The 25,323-nt window shown below is 59.4% G+C and carries 20 protein-coding genes; 7 read left to right on the forward strand and 13 right to left on the reverse strand.

Annotation, left to right across the window (positions count from 1 at the left end; genetic code table 11):
• Complete coding sequence (locus AC30D7_RS03145) at positions 1-798, forward strand: transporter substrate-binding domain-containing protein (protein WP_096480308.1); 798 nt, start codon at positions 1-3, stop codon at positions 796-798.
• Between the two features lie 49 nt (positions 799-847).
• Complete coding sequence (locus tag AC30D7_RS03150) at positions 848-2,395, forward strand: amino acid ABC transporter permease/ATP-binding protein (RefSeq protein ID WP_490132993.1); 1,548 nt, start codon at positions 848-850, stop codon at positions 2,393-2,395.
• A 29-nt stretch (positions 2,396-2,424) separates the two neighbouring features.
• On the opposite strand, the gene AC30D7_RS03155 is transcribed toward AC30D7_RS03150, so the two are convergent.
• From AC30D7_RS03155 to bamA, 11 genes are all read right to left on the reverse strand, one after another.
• Positions 2,425-3,189: a substrate-binding periplasmic protein gene (locus AC30D7_RS03155; protein WP_490132994.1), complete on the reverse strand. Its 765-nt coding sequence runs from the start codon at positions 3,187-3,189 to the stop codon at positions 2,425-2,427.
• A gap of 214 nt (positions 3,190-3,403) precedes the next feature.
• Positions 3,404-4,381, reverse strand: coding sequence for a helix-turn-helix domain-containing protein (locus AC30D7_RS03160; RefSeq protein ID WP_490132995.1), 978 nt, complete (start codon positions 4,379-4,381; stop codon positions 3,404-3,406).
• Positions 4,382-4,469: 88 nt separating this feature from the next.
• Entirely contained in the window at positions 4,470-5,948 is a 1,479-nt protein-coding gene (locus tag AC30D7_RS03165) for an aldehyde dehydrogenase family protein (RefSeq protein WP_490132996.1), read from the reverse strand.
• Between the two features lie 75 nt (positions 5,949-6,023).
• A complete protein-coding gene (locus AC30D7_RS03170; RefSeq protein ID WP_490132997.1) occupies positions 6,024-6,872 on the reverse strand; it encodes a VOC family protein in 849 nt (282 codons plus the stop codon).
• Positions 6,873-6,896: 24 nt separating this feature from the next.
• The gene (locus tag AC30D7_RS03175; protein ID WP_490132998.1) at positions 6,897-8,543 is read right to left on the reverse strand and encodes a bifunctional 3-(3-hydroxy-phenyl)propionate/3-hydroxycinnamic acid hydroxylase; all 1,647 of its coding nucleotides are present in this window, start codon (positions 8,541-8,543) and stop codon (positions 6,897-6,899) included.
• A gap of 24 nt (positions 8,544-8,567) precedes the next feature.
• Positions 8,568-9,389: an IclR family transcriptional regulator gene (locus AC30D7_RS03180; protein ID WP_490132999.1), complete on the reverse strand. Its 822-nt coding sequence runs from the start codon at positions 9,387-9,389 to the stop codon at positions 8,568-8,570.
• Positions 9,390-9,392: 3 nt separating this feature from the next.
• The gene (locus AC30D7_RS03185; RefSeq protein ID WP_490133000.1) at positions 9,393-10,244 is read right to left on the reverse strand and encodes a fumarylacetoacetate hydrolase family protein; all 852 of its coding nucleotides are present in this window, start codon (positions 10,242-10,244) and stop codon (positions 9,393-9,395) included.
• 316 nt (positions 10,245-10,560) lie between these two features.
• Positions 10,561-12,012 carry a carotenoid oxygenase family protein gene (locus AC30D7_RS03190; protein ID WP_490133059.1) on the reverse strand — a complete coding sequence of 484 codons (1,452 nt, stop codon included), beginning with the start codon at positions 12,010-12,012 and terminating at the stop codon, positions 10,561-10,563.
• Positions 12,013-12,073: 61 nt separating this feature from the next.
• Complete coding sequence (locus tag AC30D7_RS03195; protein WP_490133001.1) at positions 12,074-13,255, reverse strand: MFS transporter; 1,182 nt, start codon at positions 13,253-13,255, stop codon at positions 12,074-12,076.
• 54 nt (positions 13,256-13,309) lie between these two features.
• On the reverse strand, positions 13,310-14,302 hold the full coding sequence (locus tag AC30D7_RS03200; protein WP_490133002.1) for a SphA family protein: 993 nt from the start codon (positions 14,300-14,302) through the stop codon (positions 13,310-13,312).
• Positions 14,303-14,523: 221 nt separating this feature from the next.
• Complete coding sequence (gene bamA / locus AC30D7_RS03205; RefSeq protein ID WP_490133003.1) at positions 14,524-16,890, reverse strand: outer membrane protein assembly factor BamA; 2,367 nt, start codon at positions 16,888-16,890, stop codon at positions 14,524-14,526.
• A gap of 223 nt (positions 16,891-17,113) precedes the next feature.
• Here bamA and AC30D7_RS03210 point away from each other — a divergent pair, with 223 nt between their 5' ends.
• From AC30D7_RS03210 to AC30D7_RS03225, 4 genes are all read left to right on the forward strand, one after another.
• Positions 17,114-17,797 (forward strand): response regulator, encoded by a 684-nt coding sequence (locus AC30D7_RS03210; RefSeq protein ID WP_490133004.1) that lies wholly within the window; start codon positions 17,114-17,116, stop codon positions 17,795-17,797.
• The gene (locus tag AC30D7_RS03215) at positions 17,794-19,056 is read left to right on the forward strand and encodes a HAMP domain-containing sensor histidine kinase (RefSeq protein ID WP_490133005.1); all 1,263 of its coding nucleotides are present in this window, start codon (positions 17,794-17,796) and stop codon (positions 19,054-19,056) included. The genes AC30D7_RS03210 and AC30D7_RS03215 overlap by 4 nt, the downstream gene beginning before the upstream one ends.
• Before the next feature lie 107 nt (positions 19,057-19,163).
• Positions 19,164-19,613 carry a hypothetical protein gene (locus AC30D7_RS03220; RefSeq protein ID WP_019578705.1) on the forward strand — a complete coding sequence of 150 codons (450 nt, stop codon included), beginning with the start codon at positions 19,164-19,166 and terminating at the stop codon, positions 19,611-19,613.
• A gap of 91 nt (positions 19,614-19,704) precedes the next feature.
• On the forward strand, positions 19,705-21,831 hold the full coding sequence (locus tag AC30D7_RS03225) for a TonB-dependent siderophore receptor (RefSeq protein ID WP_490133006.1): 2,127 nt from the start codon (positions 19,705-19,707) through the stop codon (positions 21,829-21,831).
• Positions 21,832-21,905: 74 nt separating this feature from the next.
• Here the strand turns inward: AC30D7_RS03225 and AC30D7_RS03230 are convergent, their stop codons facing one another.
• Both AC30D7_RS03230 and baeS read right to left on the reverse strand, forming a co-directional pair.
• Positions 21,906-22,589 carry a response regulator gene (locus AC30D7_RS03230; RefSeq protein WP_490133007.1) on the reverse strand — a complete coding sequence of 228 codons (684 nt, stop codon included), beginning with the start codon at positions 22,587-22,589 and terminating at the stop codon, positions 21,906-21,908.
• A 3-nt stretch (positions 22,590-22,592) separates the two neighbouring features.
• Positions 22,593-24,011: a sensor histidine kinase efflux regulator BaeS gene (baeS, locus tag AC30D7_RS03235; RefSeq protein ID WP_490133008.1), complete on the reverse strand. Its 1,419-nt coding sequence runs from the start codon at positions 24,009-24,011 to the stop codon at positions 22,593-22,595.
• A gap of 113 nt (positions 24,012-24,124) precedes the next feature.
• Here baeS and AC30D7_RS03240 point away from each other — a divergent pair, with 113 nt between their 5' ends.
• Complete coding sequence (locus AC30D7_RS03240) at positions 24,125-25,321, forward strand: efflux RND transporter periplasmic adaptor subunit (protein WP_490133009.1); 1,197 nt, start codon at positions 24,125-24,127, stop codon at positions 25,319-25,321.
• Positions 25,322-25,323: the final 2 nt, after the last annotated feature.

Consider the following 25,323-nt stretch of genomic DNA (forward strand, 5'->3'; position numbering starts at 1 on the left):
ATGCAAAGCCACTTCGCCCTGACCAAACTGAGCCTGCTAGCCGCTGGCCTGTTCTGCGCCAACGCCGCCTTCGCCAGCACCGCGACCCCCGGTGTGTTGAAGGTCGGTATGGAAATCACCTACCCACCGTTCGAGTCTTACGACGCTGACAAGAATGTGGTCGGCTCCGACCCTGAGTTGGCCCACTCCCTGGCCAAGGCGATGAGCGTCAAGGCCAACTTCGTCGACACCAAGTTCCCCAATCTGATCAACGGCCTCAACGCCGGGCATTACGACGCGATCATTTCCGGCATGTACATCACCCCCGAGCGCCAGCTCCAGGCCCGCACCATCGCCTACGCCAATACCGGCGCCGCGATCATGGTGCCCAAGGGCAGCGAGTTGAGCCCGCAGGTTCCCGAGGACTTGTGCGGCCTGAAGATCGGCCTGGAGCAGGGCACCACTTGGGTCGCCAAGTTCAACCAGTTGTCCAGCGACTACTGCGTTCCGAACAACAAAGGCGCGATCACCGTCAACGAATACCCCTCGGCTCCCGAAGTGACGCAGGCGCTGCTGTCGAAGAACATTCAGGCCCAGGTGGAAATCGCCGGCGCCGCGCACATGATCGCCCAACGCACCAACGGGCGGGTCGTGGTCAGCTCGCAGAAGCTGGTTTATCCGCAGACCTTGGGCATCTACGTGAAGAAAGACGCCGACGCTACCTATCAGGCGCTGGTCAAGGCCCTGGCTGACAGCAAAGCCAACGGTGAATACGCCGCCATTCTCAAAAAGTACGACCTGGAACCGGTCTCCGAGTAATGGCTGAAGCCGCGCCCTCGGTCGAGGGCGCGGCGTGCACGAGGTGTCTATGCAATTCGACTGGTCTTACTTTATTTCGCTGTTCTCCAAGACTGACTTCTGGGCGGCGAGCCTGACCGTCATCGAACTGAGCGCCCTGGCCTGGTTCCTGGGGATGTTGCTGGGCTTCGTTCTGGCGTCAGCCAAGCTGTCCGGCTCGCCCTGGCTGCGCCTGCCGGCGTCACTCTACGTCTGGTTCTTTCGCAGCATTCCGCTGCTGGTGCTAGTGGTCTTCATCTACAACCTGCCGCAGATGTTGCCCGGTGCCGGGCCGGTGCTGTCGGTACCGTTCTATTCCGGTCTGTTGGCGCTGGTGGTCACTGAGGCCGCCTACATGGCCGAAATTCATCGTGGCGGGCTGATCTCGGTCGCCAAGGGCCAGAAGGAAGCCGGCCGCGCCCTGGGTATCGGCCTGCTCGGCCTGCAACGGCTGATTGTGATTCCCCAGGCCTTTCGTATCTCACTGCCGACCTTGATCAACGAATACATCACGGTGGTCAAACTGACCTCGTTGATCTCGGTGATTTCATTGACCGAACTGTTGACCGTCGGCCAGCGCCTGTATGCGCAGAACTTCCTGGTGATGGAAACCCTGGCGGCGGTGGGTGTGTACTACGTGCTGATCGTCACGTTGTTCGGCTTTGCCCTGCAGCGTCTGGAACGCTACCTGGACCTCAACCTGCGGACCCCGCAAACCCTCGACAACGCCTCGACACAAGCGCTGCGTGACAGTCTGGCGCCTGATCTATCGAGCAAGCTATCGAGCAAGCTCAAGCCGCCATCCAAAGGCGCCGCCCCGGCCCTGCAACTGCAGGGCGTGCACAAACGCTACGGCGATCATCATGTGCTCAAGGGCATCGACCTGAAGGTGCAAAGTGGCCAGGTGATTTCGATCATCGGCCCGTCCGGCTCCGGCAAGACTTCGCTGATTCGTACGGTCAATGGCCTGGAGCGCATCGATCAGGGCGAAATCCTGTTGTTCGGGGAGGGCTTCATCAATGCCGAGGACAAACCGGATGGCCGTCGGCTTCGTCAGGGTGTACGGCGCATCGGCATGGTGTTCCAGAACTTCAACCTGTTCCCGCACCGCACGCTGCTGGACAACATCAGCCTTGCCCCTCGTTATCACGGTGTCGGTCGGGCACTGAGCGAACAGCGCGCCTGCCAGTTACTCGACAAGGTCGGCCTGTTGGCACATGTCCACAAATATCCGCATCAACTGTCCGGCGGCCAGCAACAACGCGTGGCGATTGCCCGGGCCATGGCCATGGACCCGGATGTCCTGCTGTTCGACGAACCGACCTCGGCGCTGGATCCGGAGCTGGTCGGCGAAGTACTCACGGTCATCAGCCACCTGGCCCGCGAAGGCATGACCCTGCTGATCGTCACCCACGAGATGGACTTTGCCCTGTCGATTTCCGATCGGGTGATCTTCATGGAAAACGGCCACATTCAGCTGGATGCCTCGCCACAGGCGATCCGCGAGCAGCCCGAGGCTCATCGAGTGCGGCGGTTCATGGGGTTGCAGGTGCCAGAGGAGGAGGGATGCCTGCCTTGAATGGGTTTAGCCGCGTGCCCTCAGAACTCCTATGGCGACAAATAGCGCTTTTGTATGCGCGCCAGGGTGCCGTCATCGCGAAGCGTTTCAACCGCCGCGCGCAAGTCTTGCACCAGTTGAGCGGAGCACTGCTTTGAGCAAGCGAGATAGAGCTGCGCACTGCTCATGACGGGGCTCATGTGCAGTGTACGCTCAGACACTTTCGGCCAGATGTATCGACTCTCCGGGACACCGTTGAACCAGGCATCGATGCGACCTTTCAAGAGCATCTGCGCGGGGTTGTCGCCAATGGTCAGGGGGTGGATCTGCTCGTCGCTGAAGCCTTGTTCACGGAGGATTTCCTCCTGCGCACTGCCCAGGCCGACGCCGATCCCCCGGTAGGTTTGCTTCGCCTGCTCGAAGCTGCTCACCGGCCGGTCAAGGCTGAAAAAAGCACGCTCCATGGGCATGATCGGCGCGATCCAGGTGAAGCGATCTTCACGTTCCTGCGTGCGTGACAAAGGGGCGATCAGGATGTCCTGATTCTCGCTGACGTGTTTCTGCGATCTGGCCCAGGGAAGCACCTGGACATGCGCGACATAGCCGGCGTTCGCAATGGCGGTCATCACGGCCTCACCGACCATGCCGTGGCCTTTGGCGCCGTCGACGAATGTCAGGGGTGGGGCGTCCGGGATATACAGCTCGATCGGCAAGGGCGCGCCGCTCGCGTGACAGGCAATCAGCAGCGAGACCGACAGACAAAGCCAGCAAAGTGCCGTTGTCCAGACAGGCGAGACCCGTGAGCTCCCGCTCATGGTTGATCATTCAGGCATTGAAAAAAGTAGAGGAGAACCACAATTCACCGGTGGTGTTAATCACAGAGGTAATGAGTCTGGTATTGGATCCGGAAACGACGCCGTATTTTACGCAGACTTTGTGGTGGGACACATCTACCTCCCAAGTGAATGTGTTTTGCTGGGTCAGTGCCTGTTGTGCGCCCGCATCACAATGGGCGAGCAGCAGGTGGCGTCAGGATCGGGCCTGGGTATCGCGGAACAGCTTGGGCGACATGCCGAACGCCGATTTGAACTGTCTGCTGAAATGAGCGCTGCTGCCATAGCCCCAGGCAAAGGCGATGTCGGTGAGTGAGCGATGGGCATGTTCCCGGCTGCGCAGATCTTCGGCGCAGCGCGACAAGCGCCGTTGCCAGATGTATTCGCTGATACTGCAGCCGAGCTCCTCCTGAAAGGCGCGGTGCAAACTGCGCACCGAGCATTGCTCGACGCTGGCGATGCGCTCGATGGTCAGGTCGCGGTCGGCCAGGTGACGTTCGATATAGGCTTTGAGGCGGTTTTGCTTGAAGAAACGGAAGTCGTGTTCGAGTTGCTTTTCTTCCTGTTTGTTCTTCAGGGCGTTATCCAGAAGCCCCACGATACTGTTGCCGATCAATTCGGCCGAATGGTTGTTGAGCAGTGGGTACTGGCTGTAGGCATCACTGATCAGATGCATCAACATGCGGCCCAATCCATTGCGCCCGTTCAGGTGAACATCGCCCGCTTGCGGTGGCTGTCCGGCCAGCCCCTTGAAGAGCAGGATGAAATGTTCGCAACCTTGAGTGCTGGTGACGCTGAAGGGCTGGCCGCTGTCGACCAACAGCATCTCGTCAGGGGCTAACGCGCTGCTGTGCCGGCCTTGTTCGAAATGACTGACGCCGGCAATCTGCAGGATCAACATGCGCGGTGTGTCGGGTGAGTCGACCGCTTTGCTCAGATGGCGTGAGTAGCGATGGGCACTGGCGGTCATGCGGCAGAAGCCGAGCTGACCCAGATCGCCATATTCCAGCCGACCTTGAAAGTTGCTGTTATGCAACGGGTCGATGAATGTTGATTCCAGACGCTTGATGTAGTCTGGCGTGCGACCCAAGTGATCGCTCATGAACTCTTTCCACTTCATCAGCCGGTCGGAGCGAACAACCTGATCGGTGGACACACAGGCTAAATGACTCATTTTTTCGCCTCTTTTCTTATTGTTTTTGTAGATTGGGCAAATGGGTCAACACTTGCCCAATTTTAGTCCGGTCAGTATCGATCAAGAATCAGAAAGGGTAGTGGTGGCTCCCCGGTTGCCAGGTGACCCAATGGGCTCGGGTGAATTCATCCAGGGCGTAGTGACCATTGAAACGCCCGAGACCGGAGTTCTTTTCGCCGCCGAAGGGCGCATTGGGCTGGTCGTCGACGGTGATGTCGTTGATATGGGTCATCCCGGCCACGATGCCACGGGCGAAGTTCAAGCCTCGGGCCATGTCCCGGGTGAATACCGCGCTGGACAGGCCATACTCGCTGGCGTTGGCCAACTCCAACGCATGCGCTTCGTTTTCTGCGATCAGCAGCGGCAGCAACGGCCCGAAGGTTTCATCACGTGCCAGTTCCTGATCGGCCCCGACCTCACCGAAGACATGCGCAGGCAACACCAACCCGGACGCTGGGCCGCCACACAACTGCTTGAGGCCCGCGTTCTCGGCGGCATCGATTTTACGCAACAGGCCATCGAGCTGGTTCTGATTGACCACCGGCCCAATCACGGTGTCTGCGTGGGCCGGGTCGCCGGTCTTGAGCTTGCGCACTCGCTCCACCACCAGCGCGGTGAAGTCCGCATACAGCGAGCGGTCGACGATCACCCGGTTGACGCTCATGCAGATCTGGCCCTGATGCAGGAAACGCCCGACCACTGCTGCGTGCGCGGCTATCTCAATATCCGCATCATCCAGGACCACCAGTGGAGCATTGCCGCCCAACTCCAGCGCAACGCGCTTGATGTGTTTGCCGCCAGTCGCAATCCGGCCGACATTGCGACCGACATCGGTTGAGCCGGTGAAGGAAATCAGGCTTGGCACCGGGTGTTCGACGAAGGCATCGCCAATCTCCGAACCTGCACCGACCACGACATTGAGCGAACCCTCCGGGAAGCCTGCGTCTTCGAACAAATGAGCAATCAGCAGGCCGCCTGTTACCGCCGTGTCGCTGGCGGGTTTAAGCACTACTGTGTTGCCAAGCGCGAGTGCCGGGACCACCGAACGCATGCTCAGGTACAACGGAAAATTCCATGGGCTGATTACTCCGACAACACCCAGCGGTTCACGAAAGACAAAGCTCTGTTCACCGGGCTTGTAGCTTGTCAGGATCCGTCCTTCAACCTGCATCGGCAACGTTGCGCACTCACGCACCAGGTTCAGGGTGAACTGCCATTCCATGCTCGCCTTGATGCGCGTGCTGCCGGACTCACGAATCAGCCAGTCGATGATTTCATCGCGACGGTTCTGGATGACGTGAGCGAGTTTCTCCAGTTGCGCGCTGCGCTGCGTCGGATGCAGCTTTGCCCACGCCGTTTGCGCACGATGTGCCGCCTGATAGGCATCGTCGAGATCGGCAATCGAGGCCAGTGGCATTTCCAGCAGTTGCTCGCCATTGAAGGGGTTGCGGTCATCCAGGCGCCGCGAGGAACGACCTGCGCGCCAGGTGCCATTGATGTATTGGTCGCCATTGATGGCGTAGAGGGGCAAATGTTGAGTCGTCATAGTCTTACCTTTGGAGGCAGGTGGCCGCGTCGATTAAGGACATGGATGATGCAAAACCTTGTCTGTAGAAACTGCTCAGCTCCTGATCCAGGCGCGTCCCCAGGAATTGAGCGTGTATTCCTCTTGAGGCCAGACACCGGGTTGGCGGGCGGCATCGGTCATTTCGAGTTCGGCGGAAAACTCCAGGCGGTTGCGATCGGCATCGACCACCATGAAGAACAGATTGTTGCCCGGCCCATGCCGGCCGGGGCCGAAGAAAATGGTGATGCGTTCCTTGGCGAAGCGATCACCCCAGTCACGGATGTCGTTCCATTCATTGGTTTCGTAACAGTGGTGATCCCATTCGTTTTTCGAACCGCGGAAAAACGCCAGCGAATGATGCTCATCGTCGGAGCGCAGAAAACACGTCATGAGCTGGCCGGTCTGCTCGTCGACGACGTTGTCCGACACCGTGTACCCGACTGTATTGACGTAGAAATCGATCATGGCTTCCAGTTCAGTGGTCTGGAATACCACGTGTTGCAGGCGGCCCGGCATGCCTGGCCGGTCGGCGCTGGAATCCATGCGGGATACGCCAAATATCGTTTGCCGACCCTGAGGGTCACGAATCAGAAAGGCGCATGGTTCGAGCAGCGGTGAGTCGATGTCTTCGACAGCACAGCCGTTCTCGATCAGGCGAGCGCGCAGTTCTCCCAGCCGAGCCTGATCGCCCAGGTCATAGGCTGCCGCGAGCAGGCCGCTGTGGTCGGCGGGCGATACGAGCATGGCGCGCTGCGGGCCACTGAGTGTCCAGCTGCCATCGGGCTGTGCCAGGCTGTCCATGTCCAGCATGCGCCGGTAGAAATCGATTTGTCGTTGCGGCTCTTTGCTCGCCAGATGCAGATAGCACAGGCGCGCAGGGGTGCAGGTTTGTAGGGTTTGCATAAACACCTCCGTAGCTTTATGGGTTCAGGGAAAGACCGGCGCGATGCTCGACTCGGCTGCCTGGTTTCGCGCCTGCGCGATGCCGAACAGCGACTGCAGAGACTCGGCAGCCTTTGTTTCGCCGGCCTTATCGAAAATGGCGGCGATATAGCGATCCGGGCGCAGCAGTAAGAACGTGTTTGAATCGCCCAGTATTTCTTTGAGCAAACCCTGGCGGTCATGAAGCACCGTGCAGCCAGGCATCGAAGGCATGTTTTCGACAGGCTCGGGAAGGATCAGAATGCGCTTGGCTTCGAGGTGGAACCACAAGCCATGCTGGAGTTCGTCGATGCGTTGGCGGCTGTGGTCGCCGTACTGAATCAAGGCGAAGCCGGCACCGATCGAGTCATCGAGCAGAAATTCCTGACCTTGAGCATCGGTGAGCATCGGTTGAGGGAACATGTGTCCGCAGGACAGTTTCCCGGCTTTGCCTTCGGTCAGTACCAGCCCTTTGGTGAATCGGGGTTTAGGCTTGAAGCGCATTTGCAGGAAATAGTCCCGCAACGGTGGCAGCAGGCCGATCAAAGCAAATGCACCGCTGATCAAACGAGCGCGCAAGACAGTTGCCGGCGCCATGACCACGCCGAGGTTCAAGGCCAGTCTGATCAGTGCCCAGGCGTGATCGCGACGCTCGCTTTCGTAAGACAGTAGAGCTGTTTCAGCCATTTTGCCCTTCAGCACGCCGATCAGTTTCCAGGCCAGGTTATGGGCATCGCGAACACCGCTGTTCATGCCCTGTCCGGCATAGGGAGGAGTCAGATGCGCGGCATCGCCGGCGAGAAACACGCGATTCACTTGCCACCGTTCGGCAACCCGGGCGTGGAAGGTATAAACGGTCTTGCGCACGATGGATGCCGGGGTGTTGCCCTTGAAGGGATGAAGCAACGCTTGCAGGCGAGCATCGCCGAGTACCTGCTCATCGGTTTCGTCCGGCTTGAGTAGAAATTCGAAGCGGCGTGTGCGGTGGGGGCCGGGTACTTCAACGACGGGACGGCGTGCATCGCAGTACACACGTGTTTGCCAGAACGGATCGTCATCCTGATCAGTGTCGACCACCAGCCAGCGCGAGGAGAAGCTCGAGCCAACCATCTCGATTCCCAGTTGCTTGCGCACCGGGCTACGACCACCGTCGCAGGCGACCAGATAGGCCGCATGGACTTCGACAGTTTCGCCGTCTGCGTCACGGATCAGTGCGCGCACGCCATGCTTATCCTGACTGAATTCCAGCAGGTCATGACTGAACCGGGCCTTCAGGTTGGCAAAGCGTTCAAGGCCCGTTTTCAGGGTGCGTTCAAACAGTGGCTGGCGAAATGCATTGCGCTTGGGGAACCCATACAACTTGCCGGTGGGCTCGACTTTGCCGAAGCAGCGGCCACCGGGCCGAGTGAAATAGTGCACGCCATAGCCCGGCACTACATCTCGCAACACGGCTTGATCCAATCCGACGGCCTGCATGGTGCGCAAGGATTCGTCATCGATCGAAACAGCCCGCGGCTCGGTCACGGTGTCTGGCTTGCGATCAATGATCACGGTGTCCACATCGGCTTGGCCAAGCAAGTTGGCCAGGGTCAGCCCGGTGGGCCCGGCGCCGATGATCAAGACGTGCGTACTGATTTTTTTGAGGGGTGTCATTGTTGTTGTTCCCTTCCGGATGGCTCAGTCCAATGGCTTGGGGCGGTTGGCGAGTGCAGCCATGAGCTGCGACAGGTTTTGCGCCAGGGCAAGGATCTGCTGTCCTTGCTGTTCTTCCTGAGTGCTGTCACGTTCCTGAATCGGGCGCACGCAGCTGATGCTGCCGACGACTTTGCCATCGCCATCGAAGATCGGGGCGGCGAGGCCATAGACGCCAGCGTCGACTTCGCCGGCGCTGGCCACATAGCCCTGATGACGAAGACGCAGTAGCGAGCGACGGAACTGTTCCCAGGTCTGACCAAGGTTGCTGGCGCGCACCTCATCGGGGTTTTCCAGGAAAAGTTGGCTGTGTTGACGCGAGGTCATGTTGGCGAGGATGGCCTTGGAGGTCGCCCCCAGGAACAACGGCCTCGGTGAGCCGCGTGAGTAACTGACCTCGCTGAACAAATCGCCGTATTGATGAATGCAGACCACCTGGTCCTTGAACAGGCGGCAGATCAGCCAGATCTGCTGCTCGCTCCAGCGTGGGAGGCTTGGCTCCAATGATTGTGCGGCGCGCACCAAAGGGTCGCTCAGTCGCAACTGACGGTCCCAGGTAATGATTCTCGCGCCCAGGGCGTAACGTCCGGCCCCGACCTGGAACAACAAGTTGGCCTCGGCCAGTTCGCGCACATAGCGGTAGATGGTTGAACGGGTAAACCCCAATGCACCGCCCATGTCATCGACTGCCCAGATCGGGCTCTCTTCGGTAAACAGATCGAGTACCCGCAGCATGCGCTCCAGGCTCGAACCTTTACTGTCGATATCCTGCACCGGCAATTGTTCCGATTCGCGTAGTGTGGCCATGGCTTACTGCTCGTCGACGATGCTGTTGCGCAGGATGCCGATTCGCGAAATTTCGATCTCGACTTCATCGCCCGGTTTCATCCATACCGGCGGTTCACGGAACGCGCCGACGCCGCCGGTGGTGCCGCTGACAATCACATCGCCGGGGGCCAGTTCGGTGAAGGTGGAGCAATATTCGATCAGTGCGCGGACATCGAAAATCATGTCGCTGGTGCTGGTGTGCTGCATGACTTCGCCATTGAGACGGGTAGTCAGTTCCAGGCCCTGCGGATCACCGATCTCGTCGCGGGTAACCAGCCAAGGGCCAAAGCCGCCGGTGTTCGGGAAGTTCTTGCCCGGCACGAATTGAATGGTGTGTTTCTGCCAGTCGCGGACACTGCCGTCGTTGTAGCAGGCGTAACCGGCGACATAGTCCAGCGCGTCGGCTTGCTTGACGTGACGCGCCGGTTTGCCGATCACCACCGCCAGCTCGCCTTCAAAATCAAGCTTGTGCGAGGCCTTTGGGCGAACGATGGGTTGCAGGTGGGCGGTCTGGCTGTCAGCGAAACGAGTGAAAATCATCGGGTAGGTCGGCATCTCACGACCGGTTTCACGCACGTGTGTGGCGTAGTTGATGCCAATGCACAGCACTTTGCCCGGGTTCGGGATAACGGGGAGAAAAGTTACTTCAGCCAGTGGGATACGAGGCAGGCTCGCCAGGACCTCGTGGCTCAGTTCGGCCAGGCGATTGTTGGCGATGGCCTGTTTGAGATCGGTGCCGAAGGATTGCTTGACCGATTCCAGATCGATGACGTGTTCGCCATCGACGACGCCGTAGGTGCTACGGCCTTGAACAATAAAGCTCGCGAGTTTCATTGAGTGCTCCTTGATAGAGGATCAGTGCATGGGCAGGGAGCAAAGAAGCTCGGCACTGCTCATGCAGCTATGGCGGCAGGTAAGCCGCGGCGGTTGAGGTTCAATCTAGTTGCGGAGATTAATCCTGTAAAGCGGGATTTATTAAAAATCCCAAAATGCAGGAATTTTGCTTTTTTATGTATTTTTGGCAGCATTTTGCCGACCCTCCGGAACAGGCAATACGAGACAGTGACGTGTTTGGAAGGTCAGGGCAGGCGCCGTATTCCGGCCTGGTTAATCACAGGCTTCCAGTCATTTCAGTGGGCCGCCCATGGTTTCATTGTTTGCTCGGCACCCAGCAACCATGCAGCGACATGCGCATCCGGAACGGCACTTTGATTCGTGCAGTGGGGCCATTCTCCATGTCACGAGAATCCAGGACTACAAGCTCGCTGCGACCGTCCGCGATGTGATTGAGAACGGAAACGACGTAGCCATCCGCCTCCTGCGCATCTGGGGAGCGCGGAATGAAAATGGGCTCCTGGAAGCATCCGCTGTCACCGGGAAACCAGGCATCGGTGGTGCCTGTTTCCAGGTTCACATGGGCCAGCAGATTGAAGAATTGAAACGGAATCGGCCCATTCGCCGGGTTGTACGGGCGCTCTGGATCGAACGCGAGCACAAAGCCGTGCTCATATTTTCGACCGATATAGCGGTCATCGCACCTTGGGAATTCGCAGGGGTAATCCGTCAATGGCTGCGGTTGAATGTCCTCCTGCGTACTGGTCAGGTCGAAGGTCCAGCGCATCAGGCTGGCAGCCAGTGTTTCGGGTGGCGGGACATGACCGTCGGCCTGGGGAAAGAAGTAAAAGATATTCCCGCCGGTGACCGGCATGTCTACGTAAACCTTGTCGCCCTCATCGAACGCGTTGAGCGTATGGCCCTGGAAACCGTCCTTGGGGCCCTTGAACCATCGAACGTCCTCCGCGCGCCCATTGCGTGGTACGACGGCGAAGAGTTGAGGCAGATCGGGTTGCCATTGGAAATGCTGACCACCTTTCTTCATACGCTCGACGTCGGTCGTCAACGGAATCAGCGGGAACACCACGTAGTGTTCAGTCACCGCGAAATCATGAACCATGGCCGCGTACGGCGCCTGGAACCAGATTTGGTGCAACAGCTTTCCGTCGGGCGACAGTTCGAAATAGGCCAGGTCAGGTGTGCCGTCACCTTTGGCTTCGTAGCTGAAGGCCAAGAGGTTTCCTGTTACCGGGTCGAGCTTGGGGTGGGCGGTGAACGTCGCTGATTCGATCTGCCCGTCAAAATTCCACTCGCCGAGGGTTTCCAGTGTTTCAAGATCCATTGCCCAGGGCATGGCATCTTCTTTGAGTGCAAGCAGCACACCGTTATGAGCGACAACGCTGGTATTGGCGGTGGTGTTGTTCTTCGCCGCCAGTGGATCATTGGTGTAGACGTTGCGATAGATTCCATTGAGCGAGCGACCTTCGCGGCGCTGAGCCATCAACCGCTCGGTTTTTACGTAGCGACGTCGCATCGACACCTTGCCATCGGCAAAGTAGAACGCGCTGACCATTCCGTCGCCGTTGAAGAAAATATCCGAGCCCAGCATCGGCGGGTATTGCGGGTCTGGCGCAACCTGATAAAAGGCGCCACGGATCGACGCGGGAAGGGTGCCTTCAATCTCCAGGTCGAACACCTCGGCTTCTACTCGGCTGGGTGCATAGAGCGCGCCGGAAAATTCAGGGGTTCGGGGAAACGGGGTGGTCATCGGCATAACCTCTGAAGATGGGTATCGATTGTTCATTGACGGGTTCCTGTTTGATATCAGGTCAGGTCGACTGAGGCGACAGTGCTGTTGCGCAAGGCTTCGCGTCCCGACGAAAACGTGCGACGAGCAGACACGAGATAACCAGGGCTGTCAGGTAGGCCGAGGCCGCCAGCCATCCGACGGCGCGGAATTGTCCTTCGCCTACCACGAGTGCCGCGCCAAACGGGCCAAGCCCCTGACCAACGAAAATCGCGGCATTACCCAGCCCGGCCAGTCGGCCGGAAGGGTCCAGTTCGGCCGCCATGGACAGCAAGTAAGGCAGGCTGAAAAACCAGACTGCATGGATCAGGCAGGCAGTGACCGCAAACGCGACAGGGGTATTGCCATAGACCATGACCAGAGTCGCAATCAGCGCCGTGCCGAAGCTCAGTAGCTGCGGAAACAGCAACCCAAGGCGTCTGCCGATAAGTCCGGCCAGTGCCGCTCCAAGGGCACCGGCAAGGATGCTGCCGCCGAGTATCCCACCAATCTGTTGCGGTTCCAGGCCAATGCTTTTACCGATGCGCTCTTGGTAAACCCACAGTGCGGAATGGCCAAAAAACAGCAGCGTAAAAAGCATCAGCAGTAAGATCGATGTGAGCCCGAAAGGCGGGATTGAGCCGCTCGCTGCCCGATGTGCCTCGGGGTAGCTCTTCGGCACTCTCCAGCTACCAACCATCGCCAGGGCACTGGCGATGGCCAAGAGATAAAACGCCCCGGCCACGCCGAATGATTTCAGAATCATCGGCATGGAACTCACAAGCAGCATCCCCCAGAGCAGGTTGCCGATGTTGATCACCGCGAACGTCGAATCCTTGGATGTGCGCAGGGCTGCGGTGGCGTAGACAACGGCCATGAGCGCGCCACCGCTTGCGCCGCATATCATTCGGCAGATCAGTAGCAATCCCTGGCTATGCAGTTGAGCACTGGCCAGATTGCCGAGTACCAGCATCAGCAAGGCAATCAGGGCAAAGCGACGCCGGTCGACGCTGGCCATCAACATGGCGCAAACGCCGCAGGCGACGGCCATTGCTATCAGTTCTGCCGCAAAAATGGCGCCGATGGCGTTCAGTGGCAAACCGAGTTGGTCGATGAAGGCTCCGCCCAGAATAGGCTGGATTTGCAACGTCCCTAAGGAAATGACCATCATCAGGCAGATAGCGGCCAATGATTTTTTACTGTCAATGGAGTCGAGCGCGTTCATGAAACATCACCTCGGGTAAAAGGGCCCGCTCATGCATGAGCGGGCGCAAATCGGTCAGAACGTGTGGGCGTATCGGATCTGGACGGCGTAATCCGTTTGCGCGCGGTTCTCGACGCCGGTCTCTTTATAGGTGTTCAGCCAGAAGCCCTGGCCATCGCTGATTTTCCAGAACATGCCCGGGCCGATGCCCAGCACCTTTTCCCGAGAGTTGCTCAGCCGACCTCCGTTAACCTCGTCATCTGATATTTGCCTGAAGTAGTACCCGTTGATCCCGACGGATACGTTGGGGACCACTTCATACGAGGCCGTGAAGTTGGCCCACGCCGATTGTCCTGCCTGGGTGTCGCGCACAGGCTGACCCTCGAAAAGTTGCGTCGAACTGCTCGCCGGATCGTTGTTCTTGAAGTTGTACAGGTAGTGCAGCCTCCAGCTCACTTCCCAACGAGGCGCCGGCATCCAGGTCGCGGCCCAGTAGGGGTTCAGAGAGAAGTAGTTGGAGCCTGGGTTCAGGTCTTTATGTTTATCGTATTTGCCGGTTGGAAGGATGGTGTCGAAAGCCAGGCGCTGCACGAACACGGGCCTGCCGTGGGCGTCGACGATCGGGTCGAACTGGATCTGCGGCCCTACCGTGACATCACCAAGCCCTGTGCCGTTATCCTGGAGCTTGGCACCGTTGTCGCCAAAGTCACCGTCCAGGGAGATGACGGGCACCAATAAGCTCCAGCCCAGGTGTGCACCACCGCCGATGGTATCGGGTGAGTAATAGCTCAGTTGGTTGATCAGCGAGATGACGTTGATCTTCGGATTATCGAAGGCGCCATTATCCTTGCCTGCATTGTCCCTGATGCTGCGTGCGGTGCTGAATTTCAGATAGGTCAGGTGGGACAGACCGGGCGGCCCCGCGAAACCGTCGTAGAAACTGGTGCCGCCCAGATTGATGCCGCTGGGTTCACTCACTGACGGTGGTGGAGGGCCCTCTGCTGCGGGTACGGCAAGCGATGCGAAGCTGAGTGCCAGGCATACTGGCAGGGATTTTTTCAGGCTCATCGAAGTGGCTCTATTCTTGGAATTGTGAGCCGGGGTAGCTCCCCTGGCACTTCGACTTTAATTCCCGAACGTTCGTGATGCTTGAGCACAACGGCCAGAGTTGACTGAGAGCGCCATGATGCAGGGGGGAGCGCGAAACCTGTGGGGGGGGCGGGCTTGTCCCACATTCTGCACTTCGTGTCAGTGCAACAACGAAGTGGAATGCATGCGGACTCACCGGTTCAAAAAGTCTGCCCCATGGAGAACTGGAACACTTGGGTATCAGCGTTCTCAGGCTTTTTGACCGGGAACGCCAGGTTGAAGCTCAGGGGCCCCATCGGGCTGTACCACGTGACACCGACCCCCACGGAACTGGCCAACTCGCCAAGGTCGACACCGTCGCAACCCTGGGTGGTACTCAGGTAGCACTTGTTGGAGTAGACGCTGCCGACGTCCCAGAACACCGAGGTACGCAGAGATTTGTTGTCTTTGATGAAGGGCATCGGGAACAGGTATTCGACCCCGCCGGTGATGAGGATATTGCCGCCCAATGCGTCGGTGTCCCGATCGGAGTAGTACGCCTGGCCGGCACTGGCATAGGTGCCTGTGGCCGGGGTGTTACGCGGGCCGAGGGTGCCACTCTCAAAACCGCGCACCGAACCTTCGCCACCGGCCGTGTAGTTTTCATAGAAGGGCAGGCCGTCGGTTGAGCCGTAGCTGTTGCCATAACCGAGCTTGGTGTGGAAACGCAGCGAAGTGGCATTGCTGATCGGCAGGAAGGTCTGCCCGGTGTAATCGATCTTGTAGAAACTCAGATCACTGCCGGGCACTGTCACCGTCAGGTTGAGGTTCTGCGAATGCCCGCGGGTGGCCAGCACGCCCTTGTTCAAGGTCGATTCCGACCAGCCAAGGTTGGCCTTGAAGTTGTTGAACTCCTTGCCCTCGCGTGCAATGAAATCGTAGATCTCATCGGCGCTGTAGGTGCCTGGCTCGATGCTGTCGTGTTGCACGGTCAGGCCGAAACTCAGCCGTGAGGTTTCATTGATCGGGTAGCCAAGTGAAGTGCCGGCGCCATAACTGTTGATGGAGTAGTACGAAACGCCGTCACTGTAATAATCGCTGTAGTCGGTGGCGTTGTAGAACAGGTTGTAGCCCAGGCTCACCCCGTCCGGTGTGAAGTAGGGGTTGGTAAAACCGAAGTTGTACTTGCTTTGGTAGTCCGAGCGGGTCAGGCCCAGGCTGGCGTAGTTGCCCGTGCCCAGGAAGTTGTTCTGAGTGATCGAACCTCCGAGGATCAGGCCAGAGCTCTGGGCGAAACCGACGCTGGCGGTAATCGAACCGGAGGCCTGCTCTTCGACGCTGTAGTTCACGTCAACCTGGTCGTCGACACCCGCCACCGCCGGCGTCTCGACGTTGACTTCCTTGAAGAAGCCCAGACGCTCAAGACGGGTCTTGGACTGGTCGATCAGGTAGGTCGAGGCCCAGCCACCTTCCATCTGACGCATTTCGCGGCGCAGCACTTTGTCGTCGGTCTTGGTGTTGCCACGGAAGTTGATGCGGTTGATGTAGGCCCGCTTGCCCGGGTCGACCACGAAGGTGATATCGACGGTATGGTCGTCATTATTCGGGTTGGGGACCGCGTTGACGTTGGTAAAGGTGTACCCCTCGTTACCCAGGCGACGGGTGATCAAGTCCGAGCTGGTGGTCATCAGCTTGCGCGAGAACACCTGGCCCTTTTGAACCAGCAGTAGCGATCTGATCTGGTCTTCAGGCACTTTCAGGTCACCGCTGAGCTTGACGTCACGAACGGTGTACTTCGCGCCTTCGTTGATGTTGACGGTGATGTAGACGTGTTTCTTGTCCGGGGTGATCGACACTTGGGTCGAGGTGATGTCCATGTTGATATAGCCGCGATCCAGGTAATAGGAGCGCAGGCGTTCCAGGTCACCGGAGAGTTTTTCCCGGGCGTACTTGTCATCGTTCTTGAAGAACGACAGCCAGTTGCTGGTCTTGAGGGTGAATTGATCGGTCAATTCACTTTCGGTAAATACGGTATTGCCCACCACGTTGATGTGCTGGATCGCCGCTACAGAGCCTTCATCTATTTTTATTTTCAGGCCCACGCGGTTGCGCGGTTGCGCGATCACCTCGGCATCGACCGAGGCCGAGTAGCGGCCTTGAGCGAAGTACTGGCGCAGCAACTCGTTACGCACACCTTCGAGGGTGGCGCGCTGGAAGATCTCACCTTCGGCCAGTCCGGATTGTTTGAGCCCCTTCATCAGGTCTTCAGTGGAAATCGCCTTGTTGCCTTCGATTTCGATACTGGCGACCGAGGGGCGCTCGACCACCGTGATGATGAGCACATCGCCGTCGTGCCCCAGCTGGATATCCTGAAAGAAACCGGTCTTGAACAATGCACGGGTGGATTCCACCAGGCGACGATCGTCCGCTTCATCACCGACGTTCAACGGCAATGCACCGAACACGCTGCCGGCGGAAACCCGCTGCAGGCCATTAATGCGTATATCGGAAATTTTGAAGCCTTGGGCGTGCGCAAGTGAGGCGTTGAGCAGTAGTGCAGCCGAGCAGAGCAGGCGCGAAAAATTCATCAAGATCTTATCCAGAACACATCGACAAGCAGCGTAGGCGGGCGCGGATATCTCACAGCAAGACGAGTTACCGCGAAGCGAGCAGGCTGGTGGAGGTGAAGCATAAAAGCTCGGTGCGTTTGATGCGGTTAACCAAGTGTCAAGTTAGGTAAAGGTTTGCTCGGGGCGATGACGCTGTGCAGCGCAAGGGCGATAATGCGCGGCCCCCACTCAAGAGCCCGCCATGATCTCTGTATTGCTCGTCGACGATGACCAGGAACTGACAGGAATGCTCAGCCAATACCTGGAGCGTGAAGGCTTCGAGGCGACTGCCGTGCACACGGGCGAGGAGGGCGAGATTCAAGCGCTGTCCGGGCGCTACAGCATTGTGGTGCTGGACGTGATGCTGCCGCGCCTTTCGGGCATCGAGGTGCTCAGGCGCATTCGGGCCGTTAGTCAGGTGCCGGTGGTATTGCTCACGGCCCGTGGCGACAACATCGACAAGATCACTGGTCTGGAACTGGGGGCCGATGACTACGTGCCCAAACCCAGTTCACCGGGGGAACTGGTGGCGCGTTTGCGGGCAATCATGCGTCGGGTGCAGCCGGCGGATCAACCCGTCTCAGAAGTGATCAGGACCGGCCCGCTGGTCTTGTGGCCCGGCAAGCGTCAGGCCCAGTGGCAGGGGCGCGAGCTGGGGGTGACCAGTACCGAGTTCAGCCTGCTCGAAGAGCTGGCCCGCTGTGCCGGGCAGGTGGTGAGCAAACAGGACCTGTCGCTCAATGCCTTGGGCTGTCCCTTGACCCGCTACGACCGGCGCATCGACGTGCACATCAGCAGCATTCGCCAGAAGCTCGGTCCGCGCCCTGACGCCAAGGCCTGGATTCAGAGCGTACGTGGCCTCGGTTATCTGTTGATCGCTGAATGATGAAACCCAGCCGGCTGTTCTGGAAACTGTTCCTGGCGTTTTGGCTAGCCACCAGCCTGACGTTTCTGGTCGGGGTGGGCATTCTGGTGCTGGGCAATCACGGGCCTGGCGATCCTCATTTGGAGGCCATCCTGAGCAGCGAGGAACAGCTGCTGCGGCAATTCGGGGTCGAGTCGGGAAGGCAATTGCTGGCAGTGTGGCGGCACCCCGGTGACGAAACCATTGGAGTCTATGACAGTGCCGGTCAACTGTTGGCCGGGTCGCCGGTTCCGCGGCCGGCCTTTGAACGAACGGTCATCAGCAAGGACGGTCTGACCCTCTCGCTCAGATCCTCACAGCCCCTTGGCAAAGAAGGTGAGCAAGGGCCGGGGCGTTCGATCCCGCTGATCATCGGCACGGTGATGAGTGCGCTGTTCAGCGGCTACATGGCGTACTACCTGGCGTGGCCGCTGGCCTACCTCAGGCGGGCGATGAGCGATGTGGCCAAGGGACGCTTCGAAACCCGGGTCAAGCCGATGATGGGCGGGCGCCGCGATGAAATCGTCGATCTGGCCGCAGACTGCGATCGAATGGCCAACCAGCTGAAGCTGCTGGTGGAGGCCCAGCAACAACTGCTGCATGACATCTCTCACGAACTGCGTTCACCGTTGACGCGCATGCAAGCGGCCATCGGGTTGCTGCAGCAAGAACCGGCCCGCCAGGAAATGGTGGAGCGCATCCAGCGCGAGTCGGTACGGATGGATGCGCTGATCGAGGCGTTGTTGACCTTGGCGCGCATACAAGGCCGGCCCGAGAGTATCGATCGCCAGCAACTCGACGTCATCGAGTTGCTGGCGGTGATCGTCGAGGATGCTCAATTCGAGGCGGGAATGAAAGGTTGCCGGGTTAGCCTCCAGGCGTGTCCGGTCTTTGTCAGTCGGGTCAGCGGCGAGTTGCTGTATCGGTGTTTCGAGAACGTCATTCGCAACGCGGTGCGCCATACCAAACCGATGACGGCGGTTGTTGTGTCGGCTGAGGTGAATCTCGAAGCAGACTGCCTGACGGTGCGGATTACCGATCAGGGGGCGGGTGTTGAAAACGAGCGGCTGCTGAGCATTTTTCACCCGTTCGAGCGTGGCTTGAGCGAGGCCAGTGCCGGTTTCGGCCTGGGCCTGGCGATCGCTTCAAGGGCCGTGGAAATGCACGGCGGCACGATTGTGGCGCGCAACGAGCCGTCCGCTGGGCTGACCGTGGAAATCAGCTTGCCCCGTCAGGCGTGATCTTTACACGATATTACATTGGCTTGACGGCTCTGTACGCCTCGTCTCAGTAGACTTCCCGCTCAAACTTACGCAGCGTTTGCTGATGTTTCAGCGTGGAGGTGGGCATGTTTCTGGTTCATAAAAAGGGCTTCGTTTCCGGCAAGAAAATGGTCGACGGGCTGGTGCCCTATGACTTCTTTTGTGAAGACAATCCGGCCATCAATCTGTTTGTGTTTACGGGTTCTACCGCGCAGGGCAAAACGGTCGAGGAGCAGACGCTCTGGGGCTTTACCCGGTTGGAGCGTTTCGAGGCGCTGACCAGCACCCTGGTATCGAACAAAAAAAATGATGGCTGGTTTCAAACGGTCAATGTGCTCACCGGGCCTGCCCAGAACGGCACCCAAAGCGTGAAATTTCAGCGGGTGCTGAAGATCATCAAGCATGCCGCTGTATCGAGCCGTGTCGCCGGCAAGGTGCAATACGAGATCCTCACGGATGACGGCGATACATACTTCACCCGGCCGCCCGCGACAGCAGACAGCGCGCAAACCATCATCTATGCGGCAGAGCAATAACTCGTTAGTTAATAGCCGCGAAGGTGTTTACTGGAAATACATCGCACCATACAATGAGAATCATTACTACTAACTCATTGAGTGCGACGTCTTGAGCCATCCCCATCCCTTTGCTCGCCGCAAAGTTTTCATCAAACACGCGTTGCCAACACTGTCCTGCGTGATGTTTGCCGGCCCATTGTGGGCACAGGAACTCATCGAGCTGCCGACCACTGATATTCAGGCGAGCCGCGTCAGCCAAGACACGAGCTACACCACCTCTCAAGCCAGCACCGCGAGCAAAAGCGATGTGCCGATCAAGGAAGAGGCGCAATCGGTCAATGTAGTAACCCGGCAAACCCTGGCCGACTATCAGGTGCGCTCGCTGAACGACGCGATGAAGTTCGTCAGCGGCGTCAGCCAGGGAAACACCCTGGGCGGTTCCCGGGACTCGCTGGTCAAGCGCGGTTTTGGCACCAACGATGACGGCTCTATCCTGCGCGATGGCGTGCGTTCCAATCTGGGACAAAACTTCAGCGCCACGACGGATCGCATCGAAGTGCTCAAAGGGCCTGCGTCTATGCTGTACGGCGCGCTGGAACCCGGCGGGTTGATCAACGTGATCAGCAAGAAACCTGAATATACCCAGAGCACGACCCTGAGCGGCTCGGCCTACAGCGAAGGCGGCGGCACCATGGCCGTGGACACCACCGGGCCGCTGGGAAATACCGGCCTGGCCTATCGCCTGATTGCCGAACGCGGCCACGAGGATTACTGGCGCAACTACGGCGTGAATGAAAGCACCTTGGTCGCACCGTCGCTGACCTGGACGGGCGACCGTGCCAGCCTGACCCTCAGCTACGAATACAACGATTACTCCAAACCTTTCGACCGTGGCACGGTGTTCACCAATGGTCATCCGGCGGACATCGACTACGACAAGCGCCTCGACGAAAAATGGGCCAAAAGCGTCGGTATCCGTGAATTGGCTACCGCGCGTTTCGAGTATCAGCTGAGTGACGACTGGAAAACCCGCGTTACCTACGGCTGGAACAACGACCGCTACAGCCTTTCGATTGCCCAGCCGAGTTCGTTGACCGGCAACAACCTGCGACGTGCTGCCAACGGCGCTCACTACGATGACGAGACCCGCTACGCCAGCTGGGATTTCATCGGCCAGCAGGAACTGTTCGGCCAGCGCCATGACTTGCTGATCGGCGCGGACACCGAAGCGTCCGACCAATTCCGTGGCAAAACCTACCGTAATACCGCGCAGTCAGGCTTCGACATCACCTCGCCGGTTTATGGTCGTCTGGCCGAGCCGAGCCTTGTCAGTGCCAGCCAAAGTGACCTGAGCAACCAGTTGAACTCCAGCTCCGTGTACTTCAAGGATAACTGGCACCTCGATGACCGCTGGATCCTGGTTCTCGGCGGTCGCCAGCAGCATTTCGATCAGTACAGCGATCAGGGCCGCGGCAGCAGCTACAAGGTCAACCGTGACGATAACGGCGATGCCTTCGTGCCGTTCCTGGGGCTGGTTTACAAAGCCACCGACAGCTTGTCGCTGTACGGTAACTACAGCCGTTCGTTCAAGCCCAATACCCAAGTCGACGATGCCGGCCATACCTTCGATCCGGAGGAGGGCCGCAGTTATGAGGTCGGCGCCAAGTACGATCCGCTGCCGGGGCTGAACATCAACCTGGCGCTGTTCGACATCGAGAAGAAAAACGTCGTGACCACCCAGACGGTCGGTGGCGTCAGCCTCTCGGAGGCCGCGGGCAAGGTCGGTTCGCAGGGTCTGGAACTGGACGTCACCGGGCGTGTGGCCGAGCGCTGGGACCTGATCGGCACCTACGCTTACACTCACACGGAAATCCTCGATGATCCGGATGACGAGGGTCACCGTCTCGCCAACGCGCCGAAGCACACCGCGAGTCTGTACCTCACCCATCACCTGAACGTCCCTACGGAATTCGGGGCCTGGCATGCGGGTGCCGGTGCGCGTTACGTCGGCGAACGTGCGGCCAACAACGCCAACGATTTCTGGCTGAGCAGCTACACCGTTGCCGATGCCTTCGTGCGCTGGGAGGCGCCGATGTTCGGGTACAAGACGTCGTTGCAGTTCAACGTCGACAACCTGTTCGACAAACAGTACTACCCATCCTCCACTGGCAGCCAACTGGCGGTCAGTGTCGGCGAGCCGCGCACGGCACGCCTCAGCGCCAGTGTGACATTCTGATCGCACTGTCTTGATGTGCCGCCCCGTTCTGCCCGTGGAACGGGGTGGTAGTCTTCCTTCATCTCGGCGACGCTTCAGGCGTCGGCGAGCTGAAACCGATACCCCACCCCATACAACGATTCAATCGGATGCTCCCCCGGGCAGGCTTGTTCAAGCTTGCGCCGCAGATTGCGGATATGGCTGTCGACCGTGCGGTCGGTGACCACCCGGTGATCGGAGTAGATCCTGTCGAGCAACTGATCGCGGGAAAACACCCGTCCCGGCGAGCGGGCGAGGGTGCTTAGCAGGCGCAGTTCCAGCGGTGTCAGGTCCAGTGTCATGCCATCGAGGGAGGCCAGGTACTGTTCTTCATCAATCTGCAAGCGCGACGGCGCAGTCGTCAAAAGCTGAGGGCTGCGTCGCAGGATGGCTTTGACCCTGGCCACCACTTCACGCGGGCTGAAGGGTTTGCAGATGTAGTCGTCGGCGCCCAGGTCCAGCCCGAGCAGGCGATCCACTTCCTCGACGCGAGCGGTGATCATGATGATCGGTACGGCACTGAAACTGCGCAGCTCCTTGCACACTTGCAGGCCATCGCGTCCAGGTAACATCAGATCGAGCAGGATTAGTCGCGGCTCATGGGTGCGTACTGCTGACACCACCTCTAGCCCGTTGTCCAGGCACAGAGTCGCGTAGCCGGCGGCGATCAGGTAGTCGCGCATCAACGCGGCCAGTTTGGGCTCGTCTTCGACGATCAGGATCGGTTTGTCGTTGAGCATGCTTCAGGCATTCCGTGGCAGGCGCAGGGTCAGCCAAAGGCCACCCAACGGGGAATGATCAGCACTGAGGCTGCCGCCATGAGCGAGGGCGATGCTGTGACAGATCGCCAGCCCCAAACCGGCGCCACCGCTGGCGCGGTTGCGTGAAGTTTCGCCTCGGTAGAAACGCTCGAACAGCCGCGGTAACTGATCTGCGTCGACCCCGGGGCCGGAATCAAGGAAATCGATGCGTACGTCGTCGCCATCGCTGGATGCGCGAATGCGCAGTACACCGCCTTCATCGGTATAACGTACGGCGTTTTCCAGCAGATTGCCGAACAGTTGCTGCAAGCGCTTGGGGTCGGCTTCCACCCTTGGCGCTGGTGTCGGTAGTTCCAGCTCCAAGCGCAAGTGCCGGGCATTGCAGCGTTCCTGGAACATCGCCACGCAACTGTGCAGCAGATCGTTGAGATCGCACTCGCTCTTGCGGTAGGTCAGCGCGCCCACATCGGCCAGGGACAGTTCATACAGGTCATCCACCAGTTTGCTGAGCATGCCGACTTCGCCTTGCAGCGATTTCATCGATGACTGATCGAGGGTGCGCACACCGTCCTCTATGGCCTCCAGCTCACCGCGCAACACCGACAGCGGGGTGCGCAGTTCATGGGACACATCGGCCATGAACTCCCGGCGCATTTTTTCGTTGCGCTCCAGCGTATACGCAAGTTGATTGAAGTCGCGGGCCAACTGCCCGACTTCGTCATTGGAGGACACCGCCACCCGGTTGCTGTATTCCCCGGCAGCCAGTCGGTGCGTGGCGGCGGCCACTCGCTTGACCGGCTCAAGCAAAGTGCGGGCGATCCACCAGGCAATCAGCATTGCCAGCAGCAACGAGAACACGCCCACGGCCAGACTGGTGCGCAACAGGTACAGGCGAAAGCGTTCACCGCCGGCTTCGGTCACGTTCTGGAACGGCGTTACCGCCAGCCAGCCGACGGTTTTACCGGCCACCTTGATCGGGCGCATCAGGGCGTCGTCGGCAATTGCCGAGTAGCCCATGACCAACTGCTTTTGCTGGTCCAGCAGGGCGATGCGAAACACCGCGCCGGTCAGGTCAGACGTGGGCAGGGTCGGCTGCTGCGGGTTGGTGAAGTCTACGCCCGGCTCCGGTCGCATGAGTTCGAACCAGCGATCCGGCTGGTTGCGCAGAAATTCCCAACTGCCTTCGCGCTCATAGGCGCTGGCCAGGCGCGGCAGCACTGGGGTCATGCGCAACAGAGCCTGTTCGTTGAGGTAATCGAGAAAGCCTTTGCCGAAGCTCCAGCCGTTGGCCAGCCCCATGCTCAGGATGACAAACAGCACACTGGCCAGTACCGCGATAAACAGTTTGGTGGAGATACTCAGTTTCATGGGCTCGGGCAGGTCGGTGAATGGCCCGCCCATTTAGGCCCTGGCGCGACGAAGATTCAAGGGCGGCAGGCAATCTTCAATTTTCCTGCACATTTGCCTCGCAGTATGGCGCCTGGCTTCAGCCATCCCGTCTTGCAGAGGCATTTATGTCGACCAAAATTTTCGCCAAATCCCTGGTAACCGCCGCGGTTTTACTGTCCTTGATCATTCTGGTGGTGTTGAGCGGTTGCTCCCCCGGCGCATCCGCGCCCGTGGTCGAACCGGCCAAAGTGTCAGTGATCACGGTGCAACCTCAAAGCCAGGCGCTGACCACGGAGCTGGCCGGGCGTACTCAGGCGTTTATGGTCGCCGAGATTCGCCCGCAGGTCGGCGGTATCGTCCAGCAGCGGCTGTTTGTCGAAGGCGCCGAGGTCAAGGCCGGACAGGCGCTGTATCAGTTGGATGCAGCCTCGTACAAGGCCGCCTTGGCTGAAGCGCAGGCGACTCTGGCCAAGGCTCGCGCCACATTGAAGTCGGCTCAGGCCACGGCCAAGCGTGATGCCCAGTTGGCGAAGATCGATGCCATCAGCCAGCAGGACAACGAGGATGCCCAGGCCAGTCTGCTGACCGCCGAGGCTGAACTGCAAGTGGCCCAGGCCGGCGTGGATACCGCGCGCATCAACCTGGCCTATACCCGCATCAGCTCGCCCGTCAGCGGGCGCATCGAAACTTCGACGGTCACCCCCGGCGCATTGGTGGTGGCCAATCAGGACAGCGCACTGACCACGGTGCAGCAACTGGACCCGATCTACGTGGATATCACGCAATCGACCACCGAGCTATTGCGCCTCAAGCGCGACCTCGCCAGCGGTGTGCTGCAAAGCAACGGCGAGGGCGAAGCGCGGATCAGTCTCAAACTCGACGACGGCAGCACCTACGCCCATGAGGGCCGCTTGAAATTCAGCGGGGTCAGCGTCAATGAGGGCACCGGCACCGTGACCCTGCGGGCGGAAATCGCCAACCCGGACCGGCTGTTGCTGCCCGGGATGTATGTGCGGGCGGTGCTGGAACAGGCCCGGGACGATCAAGCCATTCTGATCCCCCAACAAGCCGTGACCCGCAGCGCCAGTGGCGTGACATCGGTGTTGCTGGTGGTTAACGGCAAGGTCGAGCAGCGCGTGCTGACCATCGATCGCGCCGTGGGTAACCAGTGGTGGGTTACCTCTGGCCTGACGGCGGGTGATCAGGTGATTGTCGAAGGCGGGCAGAAAGTCCGGGTCGGCGCCCCGGTGCTGGCGCAAAACCCGGGCACTCGCAGCCGCACGCGGCAATCGGCGCCGACTGCCATTGCGCAGGAGGGTTGAGC

The organism is Pseudomonas sp. DF5 (assembly GCF_058148225.1).

Coding starts and splice junctions, on each gene's coding strand:
- AC30D7_RS03145 (WP_096480308.1), top strand. CDS start 1: ATGCAAAGCCACTTCGCCCTGACCAAACTGAGCCTGCTAGCCGCTGGC.
- AC30D7_RS03150 (WP_490132993.1), top strand. CDS start 848: ATGCAATTCGACTGGTCTTACTTTATTTCGCTGTTCTCCAAGACTGAC.
- AC30D7_RS03155 (WP_490132994.1), bottom strand. CDS start 3,189: ATGAGCGGGAGCTCACGGGTCTCGCCTGTCTGGACAACGGCACTTTGC.
- AC30D7_RS03160 (WP_490132995.1), bottom strand. CDS start 4,381: ATGAGTCATTTAGCCTGTGTGTCCACCGATCAGGTTGTTCGCTCCGAC.
- AC30D7_RS03165 (WP_490132996.1), bottom strand. CDS start 5,948: ATGACGACTCAACATTTGCCCCTCTACGCCATCAATGGCGACCAATAC.
- AC30D7_RS03170 (WP_490132997.1), bottom strand. CDS start 6,872: ATGCAAACCCTACAAACCTGCACCCCTGCGCGCCTGTGCTATCTGCAT.
- AC30D7_RS03175 (WP_490132998.1), bottom strand. CDS start 8,543: ATGACACCCCTCAAAAAAATCAGTACGCACGTCTTGATCATCGGCGCC.
- AC30D7_RS03180 (WP_490132999.1), bottom strand. CDS start 9,389: ATGGCCACACTACGCGAATCGGAACAATTGCCGGTGCAGGATATCGAC.
- AC30D7_RS03185 (WP_490133000.1), bottom strand. CDS start 10,244: ATGAAACTCGCGAGCTTTATTGTTCAAGGCCGTAGCACCTACGGCGTC.
- AC30D7_RS03190 (WP_490133059.1), bottom strand. CDS start 12,012: ATGACCACCCCGTTTCCCCGAACCCCTGAATTTTCCGGCGCGCTCTAT.
- AC30D7_RS03195 (WP_490133001.1), bottom strand. CDS start 13,255: ATGAACGCGCTCGACTCCATTGACAGTAAAAAATCATTGGCCGCTATC.
- AC30D7_RS03200 (WP_490133002.1), bottom strand. CDS start 14,302: ATGAGCCTGAAAAAATCCCTGCCAGTATGCCTGGCACTCAGCTTCGCA.
- bamA (WP_490133003.1), bottom strand. CDS start 16,890: ATGAATTTTTCGCGCCTGCTCTGCTCGGCTGCACTACTGCTCAACGCC.
- AC30D7_RS03210 (WP_490133004.1), top strand. CDS start 17,114: ATGATCTCTGTATTGCTCGTCGACGATGACCAGGAACTGACAGGAATG.
- AC30D7_RS03215 (WP_490133005.1), top strand. CDS start 17,794: ATGATGAAACCCAGCCGGCTGTTCTGGAAACTGTTCCTGGCGTTTTGG.
- AC30D7_RS03220 (WP_019578705.1), top strand. CDS start 19,164: ATGTTTCTGGTTCATAAAAAGGGCTTCGTTTCCGGCAAGAAAATGGTC.
- AC30D7_RS03230 (WP_490133007.1), bottom strand. CDS start 22,589: ATGCTCAACGACAAACCGATCCTGATCGTCGAAGACGAGCCCAAACTG.
- baeS (WP_490133008.1), bottom strand. CDS start 24,011: ATGGGCGGGCCATTCACCGACCTGCCCGAGCCCATGAAACTGAGTATC.
- AC30D7_RS03240 (WP_490133009.1), top strand. CDS start 24,125: ATGTCGACCAAAATTTTCGCCAAATCCCTGGTAACCGCCGCGGTTTTA.